Annotated in this window: 15 protein-coding genes; 12 read left to right on the plus strand and 3 right to left on the minus strand. The window is 62.5% G+C overall.

The window, feature by feature from the left end; genetic code table 11:
- Window positions 1-17 precede the first annotated feature (17 nt).
- The gene (gene ppa / locus BLV18_RS18045) at window positions 18-545 is read left to right on the plus strand and encodes an inorganic diphosphatase (RefSeq protein WP_049860823.1); all 528 of its coding nucleotides are present in this window, start codon (window positions 18-20) and stop codon (window positions 543-545) included.
- 368 nt (window positions 546-913) lie between these two features.
- Here ppa and BLV18_RS18050 read toward each other — a convergent pair whose 3' ends face one another.
- Window positions 914-1,699: an aldolase gene (locus BLV18_RS18050; protein WP_090360595.1), complete on the minus strand. Its 786-nt coding sequence runs from the start codon at window positions 1,697-1,699 to the stop codon at window positions 914-916.
- A gap of 230 nt (window positions 1,700-1,929) precedes the next feature.
- Between BLV18_RS18050 and BLV18_RS18055 the strand changes: the two genes are divergently transcribed.
- The gene (locus BLV18_RS18055) at window positions 1,930-3,252 is read left to right on the plus strand and encodes an aspartate aminotransferase family protein (RefSeq protein WP_090360598.1); all 1,323 of its coding nucleotides are present in this window, start codon (window positions 1,930-1,932) and stop codon (window positions 3,250-3,252) included.
- A gap of 126 nt (window positions 3,253-3,378) precedes the next feature.
- Here BLV18_RS18055 and pdxR read toward each other — a convergent pair whose 3' ends face one another.
- Complete coding sequence (gene pdxR / locus BLV18_RS18060; RefSeq protein WP_090360600.1) at window positions 3,379-4,875, minus strand: MocR-like pyridoxine biosynthesis transcription factor PdxR; 1,497 nt, start codon at window positions 4,873-4,875, stop codon at window positions 3,379-3,381.
- A 287-nt stretch (window positions 4,876-5,162) separates the two neighbouring features.
- Between pdxR and BLV18_RS18065 the strand changes: the two genes are divergently transcribed.
- The 4 genes from BLV18_RS18065 to BLV18_RS18080 all read left to right on the plus strand — a co-directional run bounded on the left by BLV18_RS18065 (window position 5,163) and on the right by BLV18_RS18080 (window position 8,325).
- On the plus strand, window positions 5,163-6,056 hold the full coding sequence (locus tag BLV18_RS18065; RefSeq protein ID WP_244156889.1) for a transporter substrate-binding domain-containing protein: 894 nt from the start codon (window positions 5,163-5,165) through the stop codon (window positions 6,054-6,056).
- 186 nt (window positions 6,057-6,242) lie between these two features.
- Complete coding sequence (locus tag BLV18_RS18070) at window positions 6,243-6,884, plus strand: amino acid ABC transporter permease (protein ID WP_049860819.1); 642 nt, start codon at window positions 6,243-6,245, stop codon at window positions 6,882-6,884.
- A gap of 12 nt (window positions 6,885-6,896) precedes the next feature.
- On the plus strand, window positions 6,897-7,559 hold the full coding sequence (locus BLV18_RS18075; protein WP_090360602.1) for an amino acid ABC transporter permease: 663 nt from the start codon (window positions 6,897-6,899) through the stop codon (window positions 7,557-7,559).
- Window positions 7,552-8,325: an amino acid ABC transporter ATP-binding protein gene (locus BLV18_RS18080; protein WP_090360605.1), complete on the plus strand. Its 774-nt coding sequence runs from the start codon at window positions 7,552-7,554 to the stop codon at window positions 8,323-8,325. Before BLV18_RS18075 ends, BLV18_RS18080 begins: the two co-directional genes overlap by 8 nt.
- Window positions 8,326-8,337: 12 nt before the next feature.
- Here the strand turns inward: BLV18_RS18080 and BLV18_RS18085 are convergent, their stop codons facing one another.
- Complete coding sequence (locus BLV18_RS18085) at window positions 8,338-8,865, minus strand: glyoxalase superfamily protein (RefSeq protein ID WP_090360608.1); 528 nt, start codon at window positions 8,863-8,865, stop codon at window positions 8,338-8,340.
- Between the two features lie 492 nt (window positions 8,866-9,357).
- Here BLV18_RS18085 and BLV18_RS18090 point away from each other — a divergent pair, with 492 nt between their 5' ends.
- Genes BLV18_RS18090 through cysC form a run of 6 tightly spaced genes read left to right on the plus strand, consistent with a single transcriptional unit; the run spans window position 9,358 to window position 15,133 of the window.
- On the plus strand, window positions 9,358-10,035 hold the full coding sequence (locus BLV18_RS18090) for a class I SAM-dependent DNA methyltransferase (protein WP_090360611.1): 678 nt from the start codon (window positions 9,358-9,360) through the stop codon (window positions 10,033-10,035).
- Window positions 10,032-10,973 carry an isopenicillin N synthase family dioxygenase gene (locus BLV18_RS18095; RefSeq protein WP_090360614.1) on the plus strand — a complete coding sequence of 314 codons (942 nt, stop codon included), beginning with the start codon at window positions 10,032-10,034 and terminating at the stop codon, window positions 10,971-10,973. The genes BLV18_RS18090 and BLV18_RS18095 overlap by 4 nt, the downstream gene beginning before the upstream one ends.
- A 19-nt stretch (window positions 10,974-10,992) precedes the next feature.
- On the plus strand, window positions 10,993-12,312 hold the full coding sequence (locus tag BLV18_RS18100) for an NAD(P)-dependent oxidoreductase (RefSeq protein WP_090360617.1): 1,320 nt from the start codon (window positions 10,993-10,995) through the stop codon (window positions 12,310-12,312).
- Window positions 12,309-13,412: a mandelate racemase/muconate lactonizing enzyme family protein gene (locus BLV18_RS18105; RefSeq protein ID WP_090360619.1), complete on the plus strand. Its 1,104-nt coding sequence runs from the start codon at window positions 12,309-12,311 to the stop codon at window positions 13,410-13,412. The genes BLV18_RS18100 and BLV18_RS18105 overlap by 4 nt, the downstream gene beginning before the upstream one ends.
- Window positions 13,405-14,556: an aromatic ring-hydroxylating oxygenase subunit alpha gene (locus tag BLV18_RS18110; RefSeq protein ID WP_090360621.1), complete on the plus strand. Its 1,152-nt coding sequence runs from the start codon at window positions 13,405-13,407 to the stop codon at window positions 14,554-14,556. Before BLV18_RS18105 ends, BLV18_RS18110 begins: the two co-directional genes overlap by 8 nt.
- On the plus strand, window positions 14,549-15,133 hold the full coding sequence (gene cysC, locus BLV18_RS18115; protein WP_090360624.1) for an adenylyl-sulfate kinase: 585 nt from the start codon (window positions 14,549-14,551) through the stop codon (window positions 15,131-15,133). The genes BLV18_RS18110 and cysC overlap by 8 nt, the downstream gene beginning before the upstream one ends.

Here is a 15,133-nt window from a genome sequence, read left to right on the forward strand (position 1 = left end):
CACGGGGGCAACGCCCAATGAGCTACAGCAAGATTCCGGCTGGCAAAGACCTGCCGAACGACATCTACGTCGCCATCGAGATTCCGGCCAACCACGCGCCGATCAAATACGAAATCGACAAGGACAGCGACACCCTGTTCGTCGATCGTTTCATGGCCACGCCGATGTTCTACCCGGCCAACTACGGTTTCATCCCCAACACCCTGGCCGATGACGGCGACCCCCTCGACGTGCTGGTCGTCACCCCTTACCCGGTTGCACCAGGCTCGGTCATCCGCGCCCGTCCGGTCGGCATCCTGCACATGACCGACGACGGCGGCGGCGACGCCAAGGTCATCGCCGTACCGCACGACAAGCTGTCGCAGCTGTATGTGGACGTCAAGGAATACACTGATCTGCCGCCGCTGCTGCTGGAACAGATCAAGCACTTCTTCGAGAACTACAAGGATCTCGAAAAAGGCAAATGGGTGAAGATCGAAGGCTGGGGCGACGCAGACGCCGCCCGCGCCGAAATCACCAAGTCGGTCGCCGCGTACAAAGGCTAATCCGTCGCTGTACCGAAAACCCCGGCCCAGGCCGGGGTTTTTCATGGGCGCAGCAAAGGCATTTGGCCTTGAGGGGAAAAAGAGATTTGCACAGCCACCCGCCCGTGCGTATTCTTTGGCCCTCACCAGCTCAGGCTGGTCAACAGTTTGCAGGCGGTTGCGGCTTACCAAAAGTAAGGCAAGATCGTCGACGAGAAGCCGGCCATAAGCCGGCTTTTTAATGCCTGCAAGAAACTGCGCAGCGCCTGTTTCGCGGCCACACACCGCTCCTACGAAACACCGTACACTCCTGTAGGAGCGGTCATCGGCCGCGAAAGCGTCCTTCGGGTCGCCATCGAATCCAGCCGCTTCATGCTAACTGGCTGCATCTACAGGTCGTAGCCGCTGCCCGTCAGACTGCGCTTGACACTCTCCAGGTGCAGACGCGCGCTCTCGGCGTTGCCGACCAGCATCTGCCGGCACGCGGCGCTGGCGATGGCGTGGGGCACAGGCTTGAGCGGGCGGCCGCTGGCCATGGCCTTGAGTTGCACTTCGGCGGCCCGCTCCAGGTAGTACAGGTCATCCCACGCTTCGGCGATGCTGGGGCCGAGCACCAGCGGGCCGTGATTCTTGAGCATGACGATATCCGCCTCACCGGCCGCGCGCGAGATGCGCTCGCCCTCGGCATCGTCCAGGGCCAGGCCGTTGTAGTGCTCGTCCACCACCATCCGCTCATAGAACTTCAACGCTGTTTGCCCGGCCCACACGAAGGGGTCGCCTTCGAGCATGCACAGCGCCGTGGCGTTGGGCATATGGGTGTGGAACGCGGCGGTGGCACGCGGGTTGAGGCGATGCAGTTGGGCGTGGATGAAAAACGCCGTCGCCTCCGGCTTGCCTTCACCGGCCAGGACGCGCCCCTGAAAATCGCAGATCAGCAACGAGGACGCGGTGACTTCGGCGAACGCCAGACCGAACGGGTTCACCAGAAACAACTGCGGATGGCCGGGCAGCACAAAGGAAAAGTGGTTGCAGATCCCCTCGGCCATACCCAGTTTCGCCGCCATGCGAAAACAGGCCGCCAGGTCGATGCGCGCCTGAAGGATCTCGGGGCTGTCGAGACTGGCTGTACGCGTCATAGGGCTGACAGCGGGGTGGATATCGAAACTGTGAGCCATGGTCACGGGTCCTGAAAAAGCTGGAGAGAGACTGCCAAGCGTAACCAAAACCAGCCGCGGGCCAAGGGACAGTTACGCGGTTTGCCTGGGCCAGTCGAACGGCCTGACCCACTGTTTCAGCCCATCTGGCCCTACGGGCGCGGCCGTGTTTGTTCCTATCGTGGGCCACCGCCGTGCGATCACGGCCCCGCCACCAGCCTTGGCTGACTACGATCCTGCAGAGGTAGCCCATGAGCACGCCCGTTTCCAACGACTACGTGTACGCCCTGGACCGCGAATTCGTGTTCCATTCCTGGTCGACCCAGGGCGCGCTGAACCCGCTGGTGATCGCCGGCGGCCAGGGCTGCACGCTGTGGGACTACGAGGGACGTCAGTATCTGGACTTCAGCAGCCAGTTGGTCAACACCAACATTGGCCATCAGCATCCGAAAGTGATCGCGGCCATCGTCGAGCAGGCCAGCAGCCTGGTCACGGTGGCTCCAGCCACGGCCAACCTGATGCGCGGCGAGGCGGCCAAGCGCATCCTGGCGCGGGCACCGAGCCACTTCAGCAAAGTGTTCTTCACCAATGCCGGCGCGGACGCCAACGAGAACGCCATGCGCATGGCGCGGCTGTTCACCGGGCGCGACAAGATTCTTTCCGCCTACCGCTCCTACCATGGCAGCACCGGCGCGGCCATCGTCGCCACGGGTGATCCACGGCGAGTGCCCAATGAATTCGCCCGCGGCCATGTGCATTTCTTCAATCCGTACCTGTTTCGCACCGAGTTTCATGCCACCAACGAGCAGGAAGAATGTGAACGCGCGCTGCAGCACCTGCGCCGGGTCATCGAATGCGAAGGCCCGGCTGCCATTGCGGCCATCCTGCTGGAAAGCGTACCCGGCACGGCCGGCATCCTGGTGCCGCCCAAGGGCTACCTGGCCGGCGTGCGCGCGCTGGCCGACGAGTACGGCATTCTGGTGATTCTCGATGAAGTGATGGCCGGTTTCGGGCGCACCGGCAGCTGGCTGGCACTGGACCATTTCGACATCGTGCCGGACCTGATCTGCTTCGCCAAAGGGGTCAACTCCGGCTACGTGCCCGCCGGTGGGGTGATGATTTCCAAACCCATTGCCGAGTATTTCGATGACCATTTCTTCCCCGGCGGCCTGACCTATTCCGGGCATCCGCTGGCCATGGCGGCCATCGTGGCGACGCTGGACGTGATGGCCGAGGAAGGCATCGTCGACAACGCCCGGCAGATCGGCCATGAAGTGCTGGGGCCCGGTTTGCGGGCGCTGGCAGCGAAGTACCCGTTGATCGGCGAGGCCCGCGGGATCGGCCTGTTCTGGGCACTGGAGTTCATCAGCGACAGAACACTCAAGACGCCGCTGGCCGCTCCGGTGATGGGCCAGATGAAGGCGGCGTTTCAGGCGCGCGGATTGCTGACCTTCATCGTCGAGAACCGCTTGCACGTGGTGCCGCCATGCATCGTCAATGCCGCCCAGGTGGAGGAAGCGCTGGGGATTTTCGATGAGGTGATCAGTGAGTTTTCAGGCAGGTATTCGCGGTGAATGGGCTGGCCTCTTCGCGGGCAGAGAGCTCGCCGCCCTCCCCGCTCCCACAATGGACCGGATTTTATGTGGGAGCGGGCTCTGCCCGCGAAGAGGCCAGCACAAGCACCACAAGACTCAAGCCCCTCACACCCCCTCCAGCACACCGGCCAACTGCTCTATTCCTGGCCGGATCTTGTCGGCATCGATGGCATGAAAACCCAGCCGCATGAAATTCCCGGGCGGTGCGGGGTTGAAGAAGAACTGCGCTCCGGATTCGATCAGAATGCTCTTCTGCGCCGCTGCCCACGCCAGTTTCTGGGTATCCACGCCGGCCGGCGTCTTGAGCCAGAACGCGCTGGAACTGTCGCTGCCCAGATGCTGGCAACTGCTCAGACATCGGCTCACAGCGTCCTGCATCGAGGCCCGTCGCCGCCCATGTTCCTCGCGAAAGCGGCGCAGGTGCGCATCGTAGTGACCTTGAGCGAGAAACTCGGCCAGCATGCGTTGGTTGTTCAACGGCGGGTGCCGGTACATCAAGCGGCGCAGGGCCCGCAGCTCGCTGATCAGTTCGGCATCGGCCACCATGTAACCCAGGCGCAGCCCTGGTGAAAATGCTTTCGACAAGCTGCTCAGGTAGATCACCCGCCCACTGCTGTCGCTGGCCTTGAGCGCGGGCTGCGGATGATGGTCCAGGTTGAGCTCGGCGTCGTAGTCGTCCTCGATGAGGATCTGGTCGTGCTGGCGAATATGCTGCAGTAGGCGGGTCCGTCGTGCGGCACTCATGGCGATGCCGGTGGGCACCTGATGGCCCGGCGTCACATAGAGGTAGTCGCAGTCGTCCAGGCGAGCGTCCACCACCAGTCCTTGAGCGTCGATGTCCTGCTTGTGCACGTGCGCACCTTGCAATTCGAAGATGCTCAGGGCGTCGCGAAAACCGGGGTTCTCGATGGCCACCTTGACGCCATGCGTCATCAGCAGTGTGGCCAGCAGGTACAGTGCGTTCTGCGAGCCCAGGGTCAGGAGGATTTCGTCAGAGCTGGCCCAGATGCCCCGCTTGGGCAGCACGCGGGTGCGCAGCTGTTCGATGAGCATCTGATCGTCGCGGTCGAAACGATCGCACAACCAGCCTTGATCGCGTTCGCTGCGCAGGGTATTGCGCGACACTTCACGCCAGCGTTCCAACGGGAACAAGTCCCGTATGGGCTGCCCGTAGATGAACGGGTAGCTGAAGCCACTCCAGTCACCCGGCCGCAAGACGCCGTGCTTCAAACTGGGGAGCATCTTCAGGCGCCCGGCCCAATCCGGAGCGCGCTCCGCATCGCAGGTATCGCTGTAGCCGACCGGACGGTGACGGCTGAACGACGGCCAGGCGTTGCGCGCATCGCCGCCGCAGTAGTCGGCATGCAGGTAGTAACCACTGCGGGGACGACTCACCAGATAGCCGTTATCCAGCAGGCTCTCGTACACCAGTGCCACGGTATTGCGCGAAATGCTCAGTTGCTGGGACAGCTTGCGGCACGACGGCAAGGGCTCATCGGGTGGAAACCCTCCGCCCAGAATCGCCGACACCAGAGACTCGCGCAGTTGCTCCTGCAAGCCGCGCTGCTGGTCGAAATCCAGGTAAAACACGTGATCGATCATGCTCTCGCTCCGCGATGGCCCGCCGCGGATTGATCCGCGTCGAAGCGCTTTCACCTGTCCTGGACCCGCCCGGTTTCCAGGGCGAGCCAACCTGTTGGCACCCGTGCCGATCGATGGACTTTGCAAATAGCGCGCCATGCTTTTTTGCGCACGCAACTGGCCAGTCGAATGCGCCCAACTGCCCCTATCGCTGTGCGCAGACGCCTCACTAAGGTTGGGGCCATGCCACTGAACGCCTTCGTTCAGCGAAACGATCAGGCCTATTTCAACCCTCGGGAGCAGCATCCATGAAGCAACCCCGCAAGCGTTCGATGACCGGCACATCCCTGGGCCTGCTGCGCACGTTGAGCCTGGCCACGCTGGTACTCTCGACCTCGTTCGGCGCCCATGCCGACCTGGCCGAGGTGAAGAGCAAAGGTTTCCTGAGTGTCGCCACCGAGGATGACTACGCACCGTTCAACTACATCGTCGATGGCAAACCCGAAGGCTTTCACAAGGAGCTGCTGGAGGACCTCAAGGCCTACGCCAAAACCCAGAACATCGACGTCAAGCAGGACATCCTGCCCTGGACCGGGCTGCTGGCGTCAGTTTCTTCCGGCCAGTACGACGTGGCCTTCACCGGCGCCCTGGTCACCGATGAGCGTCTGCGTGTGTTCAACTTCGCCCCGCCTTTCGCGTCCGCCCAACACTTCTACGTCAAGCGTGCCGATGACAAGCGCCTCAGCGATATCGCCAGCCTGTGCGGCAAGACCGTCGGCGTGCAGGCCGGCAGCGCACTGCTGGCACGCCTGCCCGAACTCAAGAAAATGATGAAGGACAAGGGTTGCGAGATGGGCAAGGTGGTGGAGTATCCGTCGTACCCGGAAATCTACGCCGACTTGGCCAACGGTCGCCTGGACTACGCCGTGAACGCGCTGATCTCGGTGAACGACCTGGTCAAGACCCGTGGCGACACCTTCGCCAAGGGCATTGCCGTGTCGGGCGCCGGCTTCGCCGCCTGGCCCGTGCCGAAGAACAGCCCGGAGCTGCTCACGTTCCTCAGCGGCTTCATGGATCAGATCCGCGCCAACGGGCGTCTGGCCGCGTTGCAGACCAAGTGGTTCGGCGAAGCCTTCCCCGACATGCCCAAGGAGCCGATCACCAACGTCGAGCAGTTCCACACGTTGGCGGGGATGAAGTGATCGCCTGAATGATCGGGTTGTGTCGGTCTGGCCTCTCCGCGGGCAGATGGCTCGCCGCCCGCCCCGCTCCCACAAGGTCTACGCGGCTTATCACTCATCCCTGTGGGAGCGGGGCGGGCGGCGAGCCATCTGCCCGCGAAGAGGCCGGAACATACAACGCAAAAACCCCAGCCAAGGATGCCTGCCATGAACACACACGCCTGGCTACTCTTGCTCGAAGGCGCCTGGACCACCCTGTGGCTGTGCGGCATCGCCATCGGCATCGGTGTCGTCCTGGGCCTGGTCATCGCCCTGATCCGCCTGGCCAAGGTCCCGTTCGTCGAGCAATTGCTGGTGCTCTATATCAGCCTGGCCAGGGCCACACCGCTGGTGACCCTGGTGCTGTTCCTGTTCCTCTCGGCGCCGGTGTTCGGCATCAACATGAATCGCAATACGGCCGCCATCGTCGCCATGACCCTGAACACCGCCGCATTCAACGCGGAAATCTGGCGCGCCGCCTTCCTCAGTTTCTCCCGCGACCAGCGCGAGGCCGCGCTGGCCTGCGGCATGACCGGTGGGGTGTTCTTTCGCCGCATCATGTTGCCGCAAATGATCACCACCAGCCTGCCCGGCCTGGTCAACGAGATGTCGTTTCTGATCAAGGGCAGCCCGGCCGTGGCCGTGATCGGCATCGTCGACCTGACCCGCGTCACCAACCGCATCTCGGCGGTGACCTACGATCCGCTGCCGCCCATCCTCGCCGCCGCCGTGCTGTACATGCTGATCATCGGCGTACTGCTCAAGCTGCAAGGGCTGGCGGAACGAAAAGCCAATCGGCTGGCCATGTGAGGAATCATCGACATGACTGAATGGACCATTCTGTGGGAGGCACGGGCGCTGTTCCTGGATGGCCTGCTGGCCACTCTGGGGCTGTTCGTGCTATCGATCATCTGCGCCTTCGTACTGGGCTGCGCCTGGGTGTTCCTGCTCGAGGAGCGCAACCGGCTGTCCATAGTCGTGCGCGGTTGGATCAACCTGATGCGCACCCTGCCGTTCCTGATTCTCGCCTACCTGCTCTACTACGGCCTGCCGGAACTGGGTCTGCGCATGAGCGCCTGGACCGCCGGCCTGCTGGCCCTGGTGATCTACCATGCAGCCTATTTCGCCGAGATCCTGCGCGGCAGCCGCCTGGTATTGCCCGAAGGTTACATCGAAGCCGCCAAAGCGCACGGTTTCACCCCGCTACGTCTGTACCTGCGCATCACCCTGCCGCAACTGCTGATCAAGACCCGTCCCCTGCTAGGCAACCAGTTGATCATTGCACTGAAGGACACCGCCTTTCTGACCATCATCACCGTGCAGGAACTCACTGCCGCCGCCAACTCGGTGCAGTCCACCTATTTCATCCCGACCCAGGCGTTCGTGGTGGTGATCGTGATGTATTGGCTGATCAGCATCTGCCTGGAGCTGGCGCTCAAGCGCGCCGGCCGTTTCGGCGCCAGAAGAGGATTCGACCATGTCTGAACCCAGCATCGCCATCCCGGCGGTCAGTATCCGCAAGCTTTCCAAGAGTTTCGACGGCGTCGAGGTGTTGCGCGACATCGATCTGGTGGTGAACAAGGGCGAAGTGGTCAGCGTGCTGGGCTCCTCGGGCTCCGGCAAGTCGACCATGCTGCGCTGCATCAACTGGCTGGAGGAGCCGGATCGAGGCAGCATCCACATCGCTGGCCAGCGCATCGGCATCAATGAGCAGACCCGCCGCAAGATGACCAGCAAAGAGCTGGCCACGCTGCGCGCCCGCACCGGCATGGTGTTTCAGGGCTTCAACCTGTGGCCGCACCTGAGCGTGATCCAGAACGTCATGGAGTCACCGATCTACGTCAAGCGCATGCCTAAGGACCAAGCGCGTGCCATCGCCGTGGAACTGCTGGAAAAGGTCGGCCTGGCCGACAAGCACGAGGCCTACCCCTACACGCTTTCCGGTGGCCAGAAGCAACGGGTGGCCATTGCCCGAGCGCTGGCCATGAGCCCGGAGGTGATCCTGTTCGACGAGCCCACTTCGGCACTCGATCCCGAGCGGGTCGGCGAGGTGTTGCAGGTGATGAAGAACCTGTCCAGCGAGGGCTACACCATGATCGTGGTCACCCACGAAATGGAGTTCGCCCGCGCCGTGTCCGATCAAGTGGTGTTTCTGGACAAGGGCCGGATCATCGAAAAAGCCCCACCGTCGAAGTTCTTCAGCAACCCTGATACCGAACGGGTGCGCAAGTTTCTCGAAATCACGGCCTAGATCAGGCCGCTGTCACCCTTCGCAGAAGCGAATCCGGTTGCCGAACGGGTCATACACTTCCAATACCCTTCCCCACCCCTGATCGACGATCTGCGGACGCCCATAGCCATAACGCTTGGCCAGCAGTTCGTCGCGCAACGCTTCCACACCCTGCATCGGCACGAACACGGTCGAGCCTGGCGAGCTATCGCCATGATGTTCGGATAGATGCAGGTGCAGACTCCCTCGTGCCACGCCCAGGTACAACGGCAAATCAGCTTCGAAACGATGCTCGAACTCGACCTCGAAGCCCAGAAAATCCAAGTAGAACTCGCGGGCCTTGGCTTCGTCGAAAATCCGCAGGATGGGGATGGCCCGGTCGAAGCCGATGGTCGAAGAAGCGATCGGCGCCAGGCTGGCTGATGCGGTGTTCCAGTCCTTGTGCCCCAGTTGCCGGGCGACCATTTCCAAAGCGCTGGAATGGGACACTTCATGACCCTGCGCCTGCAGCCCGACGCGCAACGTCCTGGCCATCTGCTTGGCTTGCTCGATTGAAAACATGACAACTCCCGAGTCGATGCATGCTGGTGCTCGCGTTGCCAGACCTCGACGATCAAGAGAGGTATGAGGGCGGTGCTCGAAGATGCTTTCACCTTTCCTTGCGGAGCGAGCGGCGGGCAGCATGGACCGTCGCAGAGCCTAGCGCAAAAAAGGACGGTGGTCATCCCGAAACGTGCCGTGAATTCTGCTCTGTGAGCCACGATTAAATTGACGGCGTGCCCGGCGAAAAAATCATGGATCGGGCCTTAGCGATTGCGCGTGATTGTGCGTCGTACAGGCTTTTACAGTCCCGACAGGGCGTGTTGCCGGGCGGCGGCGGTACGCTGCCGTAAGCGACGCGCATGCAACACCGTGCCAGCCCAAGAGCCCCGTGTGCGGCTGTAAATTTTCTTTCGAATCAAGGCCATTTCAGCCCGATTGACCCTGTCTGACGGCGCTGCTAACTCTTACGACAGCCAACCCGCCCAACAGTTTTTCTTCGAGATTCGAATCATGGATGCAGCCACCACCGTCATACCTTCGGCCCCTGCGCCGCAGACTTCGAGCACCCGTTCGATTGCCGATGCGCTGTCGCACCACAGCACTCACCATCTGGAGCGTTACTACGATCACTGGGCTCGTCACTACGATGCCGATGTCGAAGCCGAAGCCTATTGCGGCCCAACCATGGTGGTCGATCTGCTCGACGCCGTGGCGCAGTGCCCCGCTGTCCGCCACGTCAGCAGTGTTCTCGATGCCTGCTGCGGTACCGGCCTGGTCGGGCGCACGCTGCATGAACGCGGCTATCGCCAGATCAGCGGGTGTGACCTGTCCAAACCCATGATCGACCAGGCCCAAGCTACCCAGGCCTATCAGCATCTGTACAGCCAGATAGATCTGACCCAACCGCTGCCGCCCGATATGCTCCGGCGCTTCGATGCGGTGGTGTGCTGTGGTGCCTTCATTCCTGGGCATCTGCCGGCCTCCGCGCTGCGTGGCCTGATCGGCATGACGCAATCGGGTGGCGTGGTGGTAGTGAGCATTCGCGAGGCCTATTACGACACCGCCGGCTTCGAGCCACTGCTGCAGGCACTCAAGGACGAGCAGGGCGTGAGCGTACTGCAGAGGCAGATGTCGGCTCGCTACCTGCAGAACGCCAAAGCCCACTACCTGGCCTTGCACGTCGCATGAACGGCGCTCATGACACACCGGTACTTCCGGTCATTTCCCTTGCGCAACTGGCCGCATGCGAACCACAGGCTCTAGCCCAGCTGCACGATGCATGTGTGCACGACGGCTTTTTCTATCTGGTCGAACATGGCCTCTCGGCCGTGCTGATCGAGCGATACCTGAACGCCGCCCAGGCCTTTTTCGCGCTACCCGAGTCGGTCAAGCAGCGTTTCGGTCATGATCGGCAGCCCGGCTACCCGCCCACTGCACGCGGCTACGTCGGCGCATACGGCGAAACCCTGCACCCGGATGCCGGCCCGGACAACAAGCAGCATCTGGACTGGGGCATCGACCGGCCCGGATGCGCGCCCTTCAGTGGTCCCAGCGTACTGCCTGACGAGCATGTGGCTCCTGGCCTCAACGCCAGCGCCTATGCCTTGCAGGCCGAGGTCATGGAACACCTGTTCCCGAACCTGCGCCGTGCGATCGCCACCGCGCTGACCCTGCCTGCGCACGCCTTCGATGCACATTTTCGCCGGCCAACCCTGATCCAGCGCGCCTCGTATTACCCGGCCAGGTCGGGAACGGCCGGCAAGCACACCGATAACGGCTTTCTTACCGTGCTGATCCAGCAACCCCTGCCGCAGCCGTCACTGCGCGTCCATACCCGCGGCCAGTGGTGCGACGTGCCGTGCCTGGAAGGCGCCGTGCTGGTCAATCTGGGTGATCTGCTGCAACGCTGGACCCATGGACGCCTGGTCAGCACCGCTCATCAAGTCCTGCATCGTCAGCCCAGCGCTCGGGTGTCTCTGGCCTTTTTCATCTACCCGGACATCGACGCGATCATCACGCCCATCGACGACGGGCCAAGCTTTTCCACGGCCGAAGTCATGCTGGACAACTTCGACTCGATCTGGGTACGCAAACAGGGCGCTGGAAGGGCCCGCCAACTGGTTTGAACATTCAAGGAATCGCTCGATGACCCTTTCCATTGGCTTTATCGGTGCCGGCAACATGGGGCGCCCGTTCGTGACTGCACTGCTGAAAAAAGGCTTCATCGTGACTGTCCACGATCATGATCCCAGCTGCGAACGCTGGGTTTGCGGTCAAGGCGCGCAGTGGGCATCGACCCCTGCGGCAGCGGCCATGGACAACGCTATCCTGATCACCTGCCTGCCACTGCCCAGCCATGTACGCGAAACCATGATCGGCAACAATGGCGCACTCGCTGCCCTGGCCAACGGCGCGGTATGGATCGACACCTCGACCACCGATTACCACAACACCTTGGATATCGCTCGGCTAGCCCGGCAGCGAGGCGTCATGAGCCTGGAGGCCCCCGTCAGCAACCTCTCGCACATGGGCGTGGACTTCAACAACGTCTGCTTCTATGTCGGTGGCGCGAAAGACGCCTACGACATCGCCCTGCCGGCGCTGGCTGCGATGGGGCAATACCGGTTCCATGTCGGTGCCATTGGCCAGGGCCAGTCAGTCAAGCTGCTGACCAACCTGTTGTTCTACTGCGCGACGCTGACGTGGGCCGAGTTGTTGCTGGTGGCGCAGCATCAGGGCCTGGACCTGCGTTGGCTGTGGAACGTGGCGAAGGATTCACGAGCCAACTGCTTCGTTGTCGACCAGGTCACGCCAATGCTTCTCGACGGTAGCTACGATCACTCCTGCACACTGGAAATCACCGTCAAGGACATGGCCCTGACGGTGGCTCTGGCCGATGAGTTGGGCGTTGCCCTGCCGCTGGCGCGGCTGATCGAGGCACGCTATCGCCAGGCCGGCAGTCGTTACCCGGCGCATGCCAATCACCTCAAGGTGGTGGCATTGATGGAAGCCGAAAACCAGCGACGCCTGTTGATCGACGGTTTCACCGCACCCTCGCCTTATGGCGCCGACCGAACCTATCGCCATCCCGACACTTTCGTGATCGACGCACGCGGCCGACGCAAGCCCAGCCTGCCGGAGCACTTTGGCTATACGCTCACCCATCCCGCATGCGGCCACTACGCCCAGTGCCTACTGGAAGTCATGGCCTGGACCAACCACACCATCCTGCAGGAAGCATTGCAACTGGGGGGCGCCATGGGCTTGGAGCCGTCGTTGCTCGAGCAGGTGGTGAGCCGCAGCTGTGGTGCCAGCTGGGTGGATGACCATTCTGACAGCTACGCGCCTCATCCAGCGCTGCTGCATGATTTGCCAGGCATGATGGCGTCATTGCACCTGCCCATCTTGCGGGCCCTGGACTTCGACCGCGTGCTCGACTCCTCGTCTGTGAGGCAGGCGTCATGAAAATCACCCGCCTGCGCATCTACCAAGTGGATCTACCGCTGGACAAGCCCTACGCGCTATCCGGCGGACGCCTGCATTACAGCGCTCTGGACAGCACCATTGTGGTGGTCGAGACCGACCAAGGGCTGTTCGGGATCGGTGAAAGCTGCCCGTGGGGCGCTTCCTACCTGCCCGCGTTCGCCCTCGGCGTGCGTGCCGGACTGGCCGAACTGGCACCCCACCTCTTGGGCTGCAACCCGTTGAACCTGAATGCGATCAACCAGGTCATGGACCGGGCACTGCCAGGCCACCCCTATGTCAAGACCGCCGTCGACATGGCCTGCTGGGATATTCTCGGGCGCTATTGCAACCTGCCGGTGCACGCACTGCTCGGCGGGCGCATGAACACCGAGCTGACCTTGCAAAGCAGCATCCCCACGGCAACACCCCGGCAGATGGTCGCCGACATGCATCAGGCGCATGCCGACGGCTACCGGACCCATTCGTGCAAGATCGGCTCGGGCGTATCGGCTGACCTGTCGCGGATCCAGAACCTGTTGGCCGAGCGCGTGCGCGGTGACCACTTGACCTTCGATGCCAATCGCGCCTGGCTGCCGGCCCAGGCGGTGGCCGTGATGAACGCCGTGAAAGACTACGAGGTTCACTTCGAACAGCCCTGCGAAACGCTCGAACAGTGTCAGCATGTGCGCAACCTGACGCGCCAGCCGCTGATTCTGGACGAATGCATTCACGGTGCCAACGATCTATATCGAGCCTGTGCATTGAATACCGCTCAGGTCATCGGCTTGAAGATCGCTCGGGTCGGCGGCCTGACCAAGGCCCGACATTTGCGCGACTACTGCATCGAGCAAGGTATTCAGATGAACATCGAAGACGTCGGCGGCAGCCAGATCGCTGATACCGCAGCCATGCACCTGGCGATGGCCACGCCCCACCAATACCTGCGCGCCAGTTGGAATGCCTGTCGCCATCACAGCGTTGTCACAGCTTTGGGAGGCATCCACGTAACCCGCGGTATCGCCCGCTTGGACGACACCCCCGGCCTAGGCCTGACCCTGTGCCAGGCCGCATTGAGTGAAGCGGTGGCCATTCATGAGTGAGCAAGGTAATAGCGATTGCCTGATCCTCGATACGGGCGACTTTCACCTCGATGCGGAACGTGCGTACAACCTGCCGGGGGCTTTCTACTTTGACCCCCGTCGCTATGCGCTGGAGTTGCAACACATCTTCCAGCGCACCTGGCAGTACGCCTGCCATACCTCGACGTTGGCGATCAAAGGCGCCTATCAGGTCTGCGACATCGGCGAGCAGAGCGTGCTGGTGCTGCACGGCCAGGACGGCCAACTGCGAGCGTTCCACAACGTCTGTCAGCACCGTGCCCATCGTCTGCTCGAAGGCTGCGGGCACTTGCGTGGCGCAATCACTTGCCCTTACCACGCGTGGCGTTACGATTACGCGGGCGGTTTGCTGAGCGCCCGGCACAGCGGCGATGTGGCAGGATTCGAGCCTGAGCGTGCCCATCTTGCCAGCGTGCGCCTGGAGGTCATGTGCGGTTTGGTCTTCATCAACCTGGACCCCGACGCTGCGCCTCTTGCCACTCAGCTCGTCGGGCTCGAAGCGCAATTGCGCAGCTTCTCGCCTGCCCCCGAATCGCTCTACCACAGCTACAGCCATACCTATGCGCTGCAGGCGAACTGGAAGGTCTCTGTGGAAAACTATTCGGAGTGCTATCACTGCCCAGGGTGCCATCCCAGCCTGTCGCAACAGACGCTGGACCTGAGCAGCTACCGTATCGACCTGCATCCGGGCTTTCATGCCCATCTGAGCGGCGATCAAGGTGAGCGCCAGGGCTACGCGGCGAACACTGACGCGCCGCGCAGCGGCGAGTTCGGAGCCTGGTACGTGTGGCCCAACCTGTGCATCGAGGTATATCCCGGCGGCTACATGAACCTGTTGCACCACGTGCCCACGGGTCCGCAACGCTGCGAGCAGCGCGTGCAATGGTTCACCCAAGGCCCACAGCCCGACCCTGCGGAACAGGCCGTGATCGATTTTGTCGCCGTGGTGCGTGAAGAGGACCTTCCCTTGTGCGAGAGTGTGCAGAAAGGCTTGCACAGCCAGGGTTACAGAGGAGGTCGGTTGATGGTGGATACGCCCCGCAGCGGTTTCAGCGAACATGCCGTACACGATATCCAGAAAAGGGTCCTCTCAGCACTCGTCGGCCACGGAGCGCGCGATGTCTAGAGCGCCCCATGGCACCTTTCGGCTACCCGCCCGGCAACTGCTCAGCACGCGCCCTACCGTGCTGTGGCTGACCGGCATCCCTGCCGCCGGAAAGACCACCATCGCCCGGGCCATGCAGGCAGAGCTCGACTCACTGGGGTACTCATATGTGGTGCTCGACGGCGACGAGCTGCGACGAGGGCTTTCGCGGGATCTGGGCTTCAGCGATCTCGATCGCCTGGAGAACGTCCGTCGCACCGCCGAAGTCGCTCGCCTGTTTTGTCTTCAGGGCTGCATCGTCTTGGCCGCCCTGATCTCACCGCGTCTTGCCCACCGTGCTCTTGCGCAACAGATCATAGGCAGCGACGCCTTCGTCGAAGTGTTCGTCGACACGCCCCTGGCCCTGGCAGAAGCGCGCGACCCCAAAGGCCTCTATCGCCAGGCACGCAATGGTGAATTGAGCGGCTTCACCGGTATCGACGCCGCCTACGAAGCACCCCCGGCGCCTCAGGTCCGGCTGACCACGGCCAGCATGAGCTGCGGCCATTGCGTGCAGACGCTGCTGGCGTGCCTGTCGTTGCGCAACGCGGTGACGTGA

Source organism: Pseudomonas coleopterorum, from assembly GCF_900105555.1.
GTDB classification, from domain to species: domain Bacteria; phylum Pseudomonadota; class Gammaproteobacteria; order Pseudomonadales; family Pseudomonadaceae; genus Aquipseudomonas; species Aquipseudomonas coleopterorum.

What these genes read in the sequence shown, in the direction of transcription:
- ppa (WP_049860823.1), top strand. Translation starts at nt 18, where the DNA reads ATGAGCTACAGCAAGATTCCGGCTGGCAAAGACCTGCCGAACGACATC.
- BLV18_RS18050 (WP_090360595.1), bottom strand. Translation starts at nt 1,699, where the DNA reads ATGGCTCACAGTTTCGATATCCACCCCGCTGTCAGCCCTATGACGCGT.
- BLV18_RS18055 (WP_090360598.1), top strand. Translation starts at nt 1,930, where the DNA reads ATGAGCACGCCCGTTTCCAACGACTACGTGTACGCCCTGGACCGCGAA.
- pdxR (WP_090360600.1), bottom strand. Translation starts at nt 4,875, where the DNA reads ATGATCGATCACGTGTTTTACCTGGATTTCGACCAGCAGCGCGGCTTG.
- BLV18_RS18065 (WP_244156889.1), top strand. Translation starts at nt 5,163, where the DNA reads ATGAAGCAACCCCGCAAGCGTTCGATGACCGGCACATCCCTGGGCCTG.
- BLV18_RS18070 (WP_049860819.1), top strand. Translation starts at nt 6,243, where the DNA reads ATGAACACACACGCCTGGCTACTCTTGCTCGAAGGCGCCTGGACCACC.
- BLV18_RS18075 (WP_090360602.1), top strand. Translation starts at nt 6,897, where the DNA reads ATGACTGAATGGACCATTCTGTGGGAGGCACGGGCGCTGTTCCTGGAT.
- BLV18_RS18080 (WP_090360605.1), top strand. Translation starts at nt 7,552, where the DNA reads ATGTCTGAACCCAGCATCGCCATCCCGGCGGTCAGTATCCGCAAGCTT.
- BLV18_RS18085 (WP_090360608.1), bottom strand. Translation starts at nt 8,865, where the DNA reads ATGTTTTCAATCGAGCAAGCCAAGCAGATGGCCAGGACGTTGCGCGTC.
- BLV18_RS18090 (WP_090360611.1), top strand. Translation starts at nt 9,358, where the DNA reads ATGGATGCAGCCACCACCGTCATACCTTCGGCCCCTGCGCCGCAGACT.
- BLV18_RS18095 (WP_090360614.1), top strand. Translation starts at nt 10,032, where the DNA reads ATGAACGGCGCTCATGACACACCGGTACTTCCGGTCATTTCCCTTGCG.
- BLV18_RS18100 (WP_090360617.1), top strand. Translation starts at nt 10,993, where the DNA reads ATGACCCTTTCCATTGGCTTTATCGGTGCCGGCAACATGGGGCGCCCG.
- BLV18_RS18105 (WP_090360619.1), top strand. Translation starts at nt 12,309, where the DNA reads ATGAAAATCACCCGCCTGCGCATCTACCAAGTGGATCTACCGCTGGAC.
- BLV18_RS18110 (WP_090360621.1), top strand. Translation starts at nt 13,405, where the DNA reads ATGAGTGAGCAAGGTAATAGCGATTGCCTGATCCTCGATACGGGCGAC.
- cysC (WP_090360624.1), top strand. Translation starts at nt 14,549, where the DNA reads ATGTCTAGAGCGCCCCATGGCACCTTTCGGCTACCCGCCCGGCAACTG.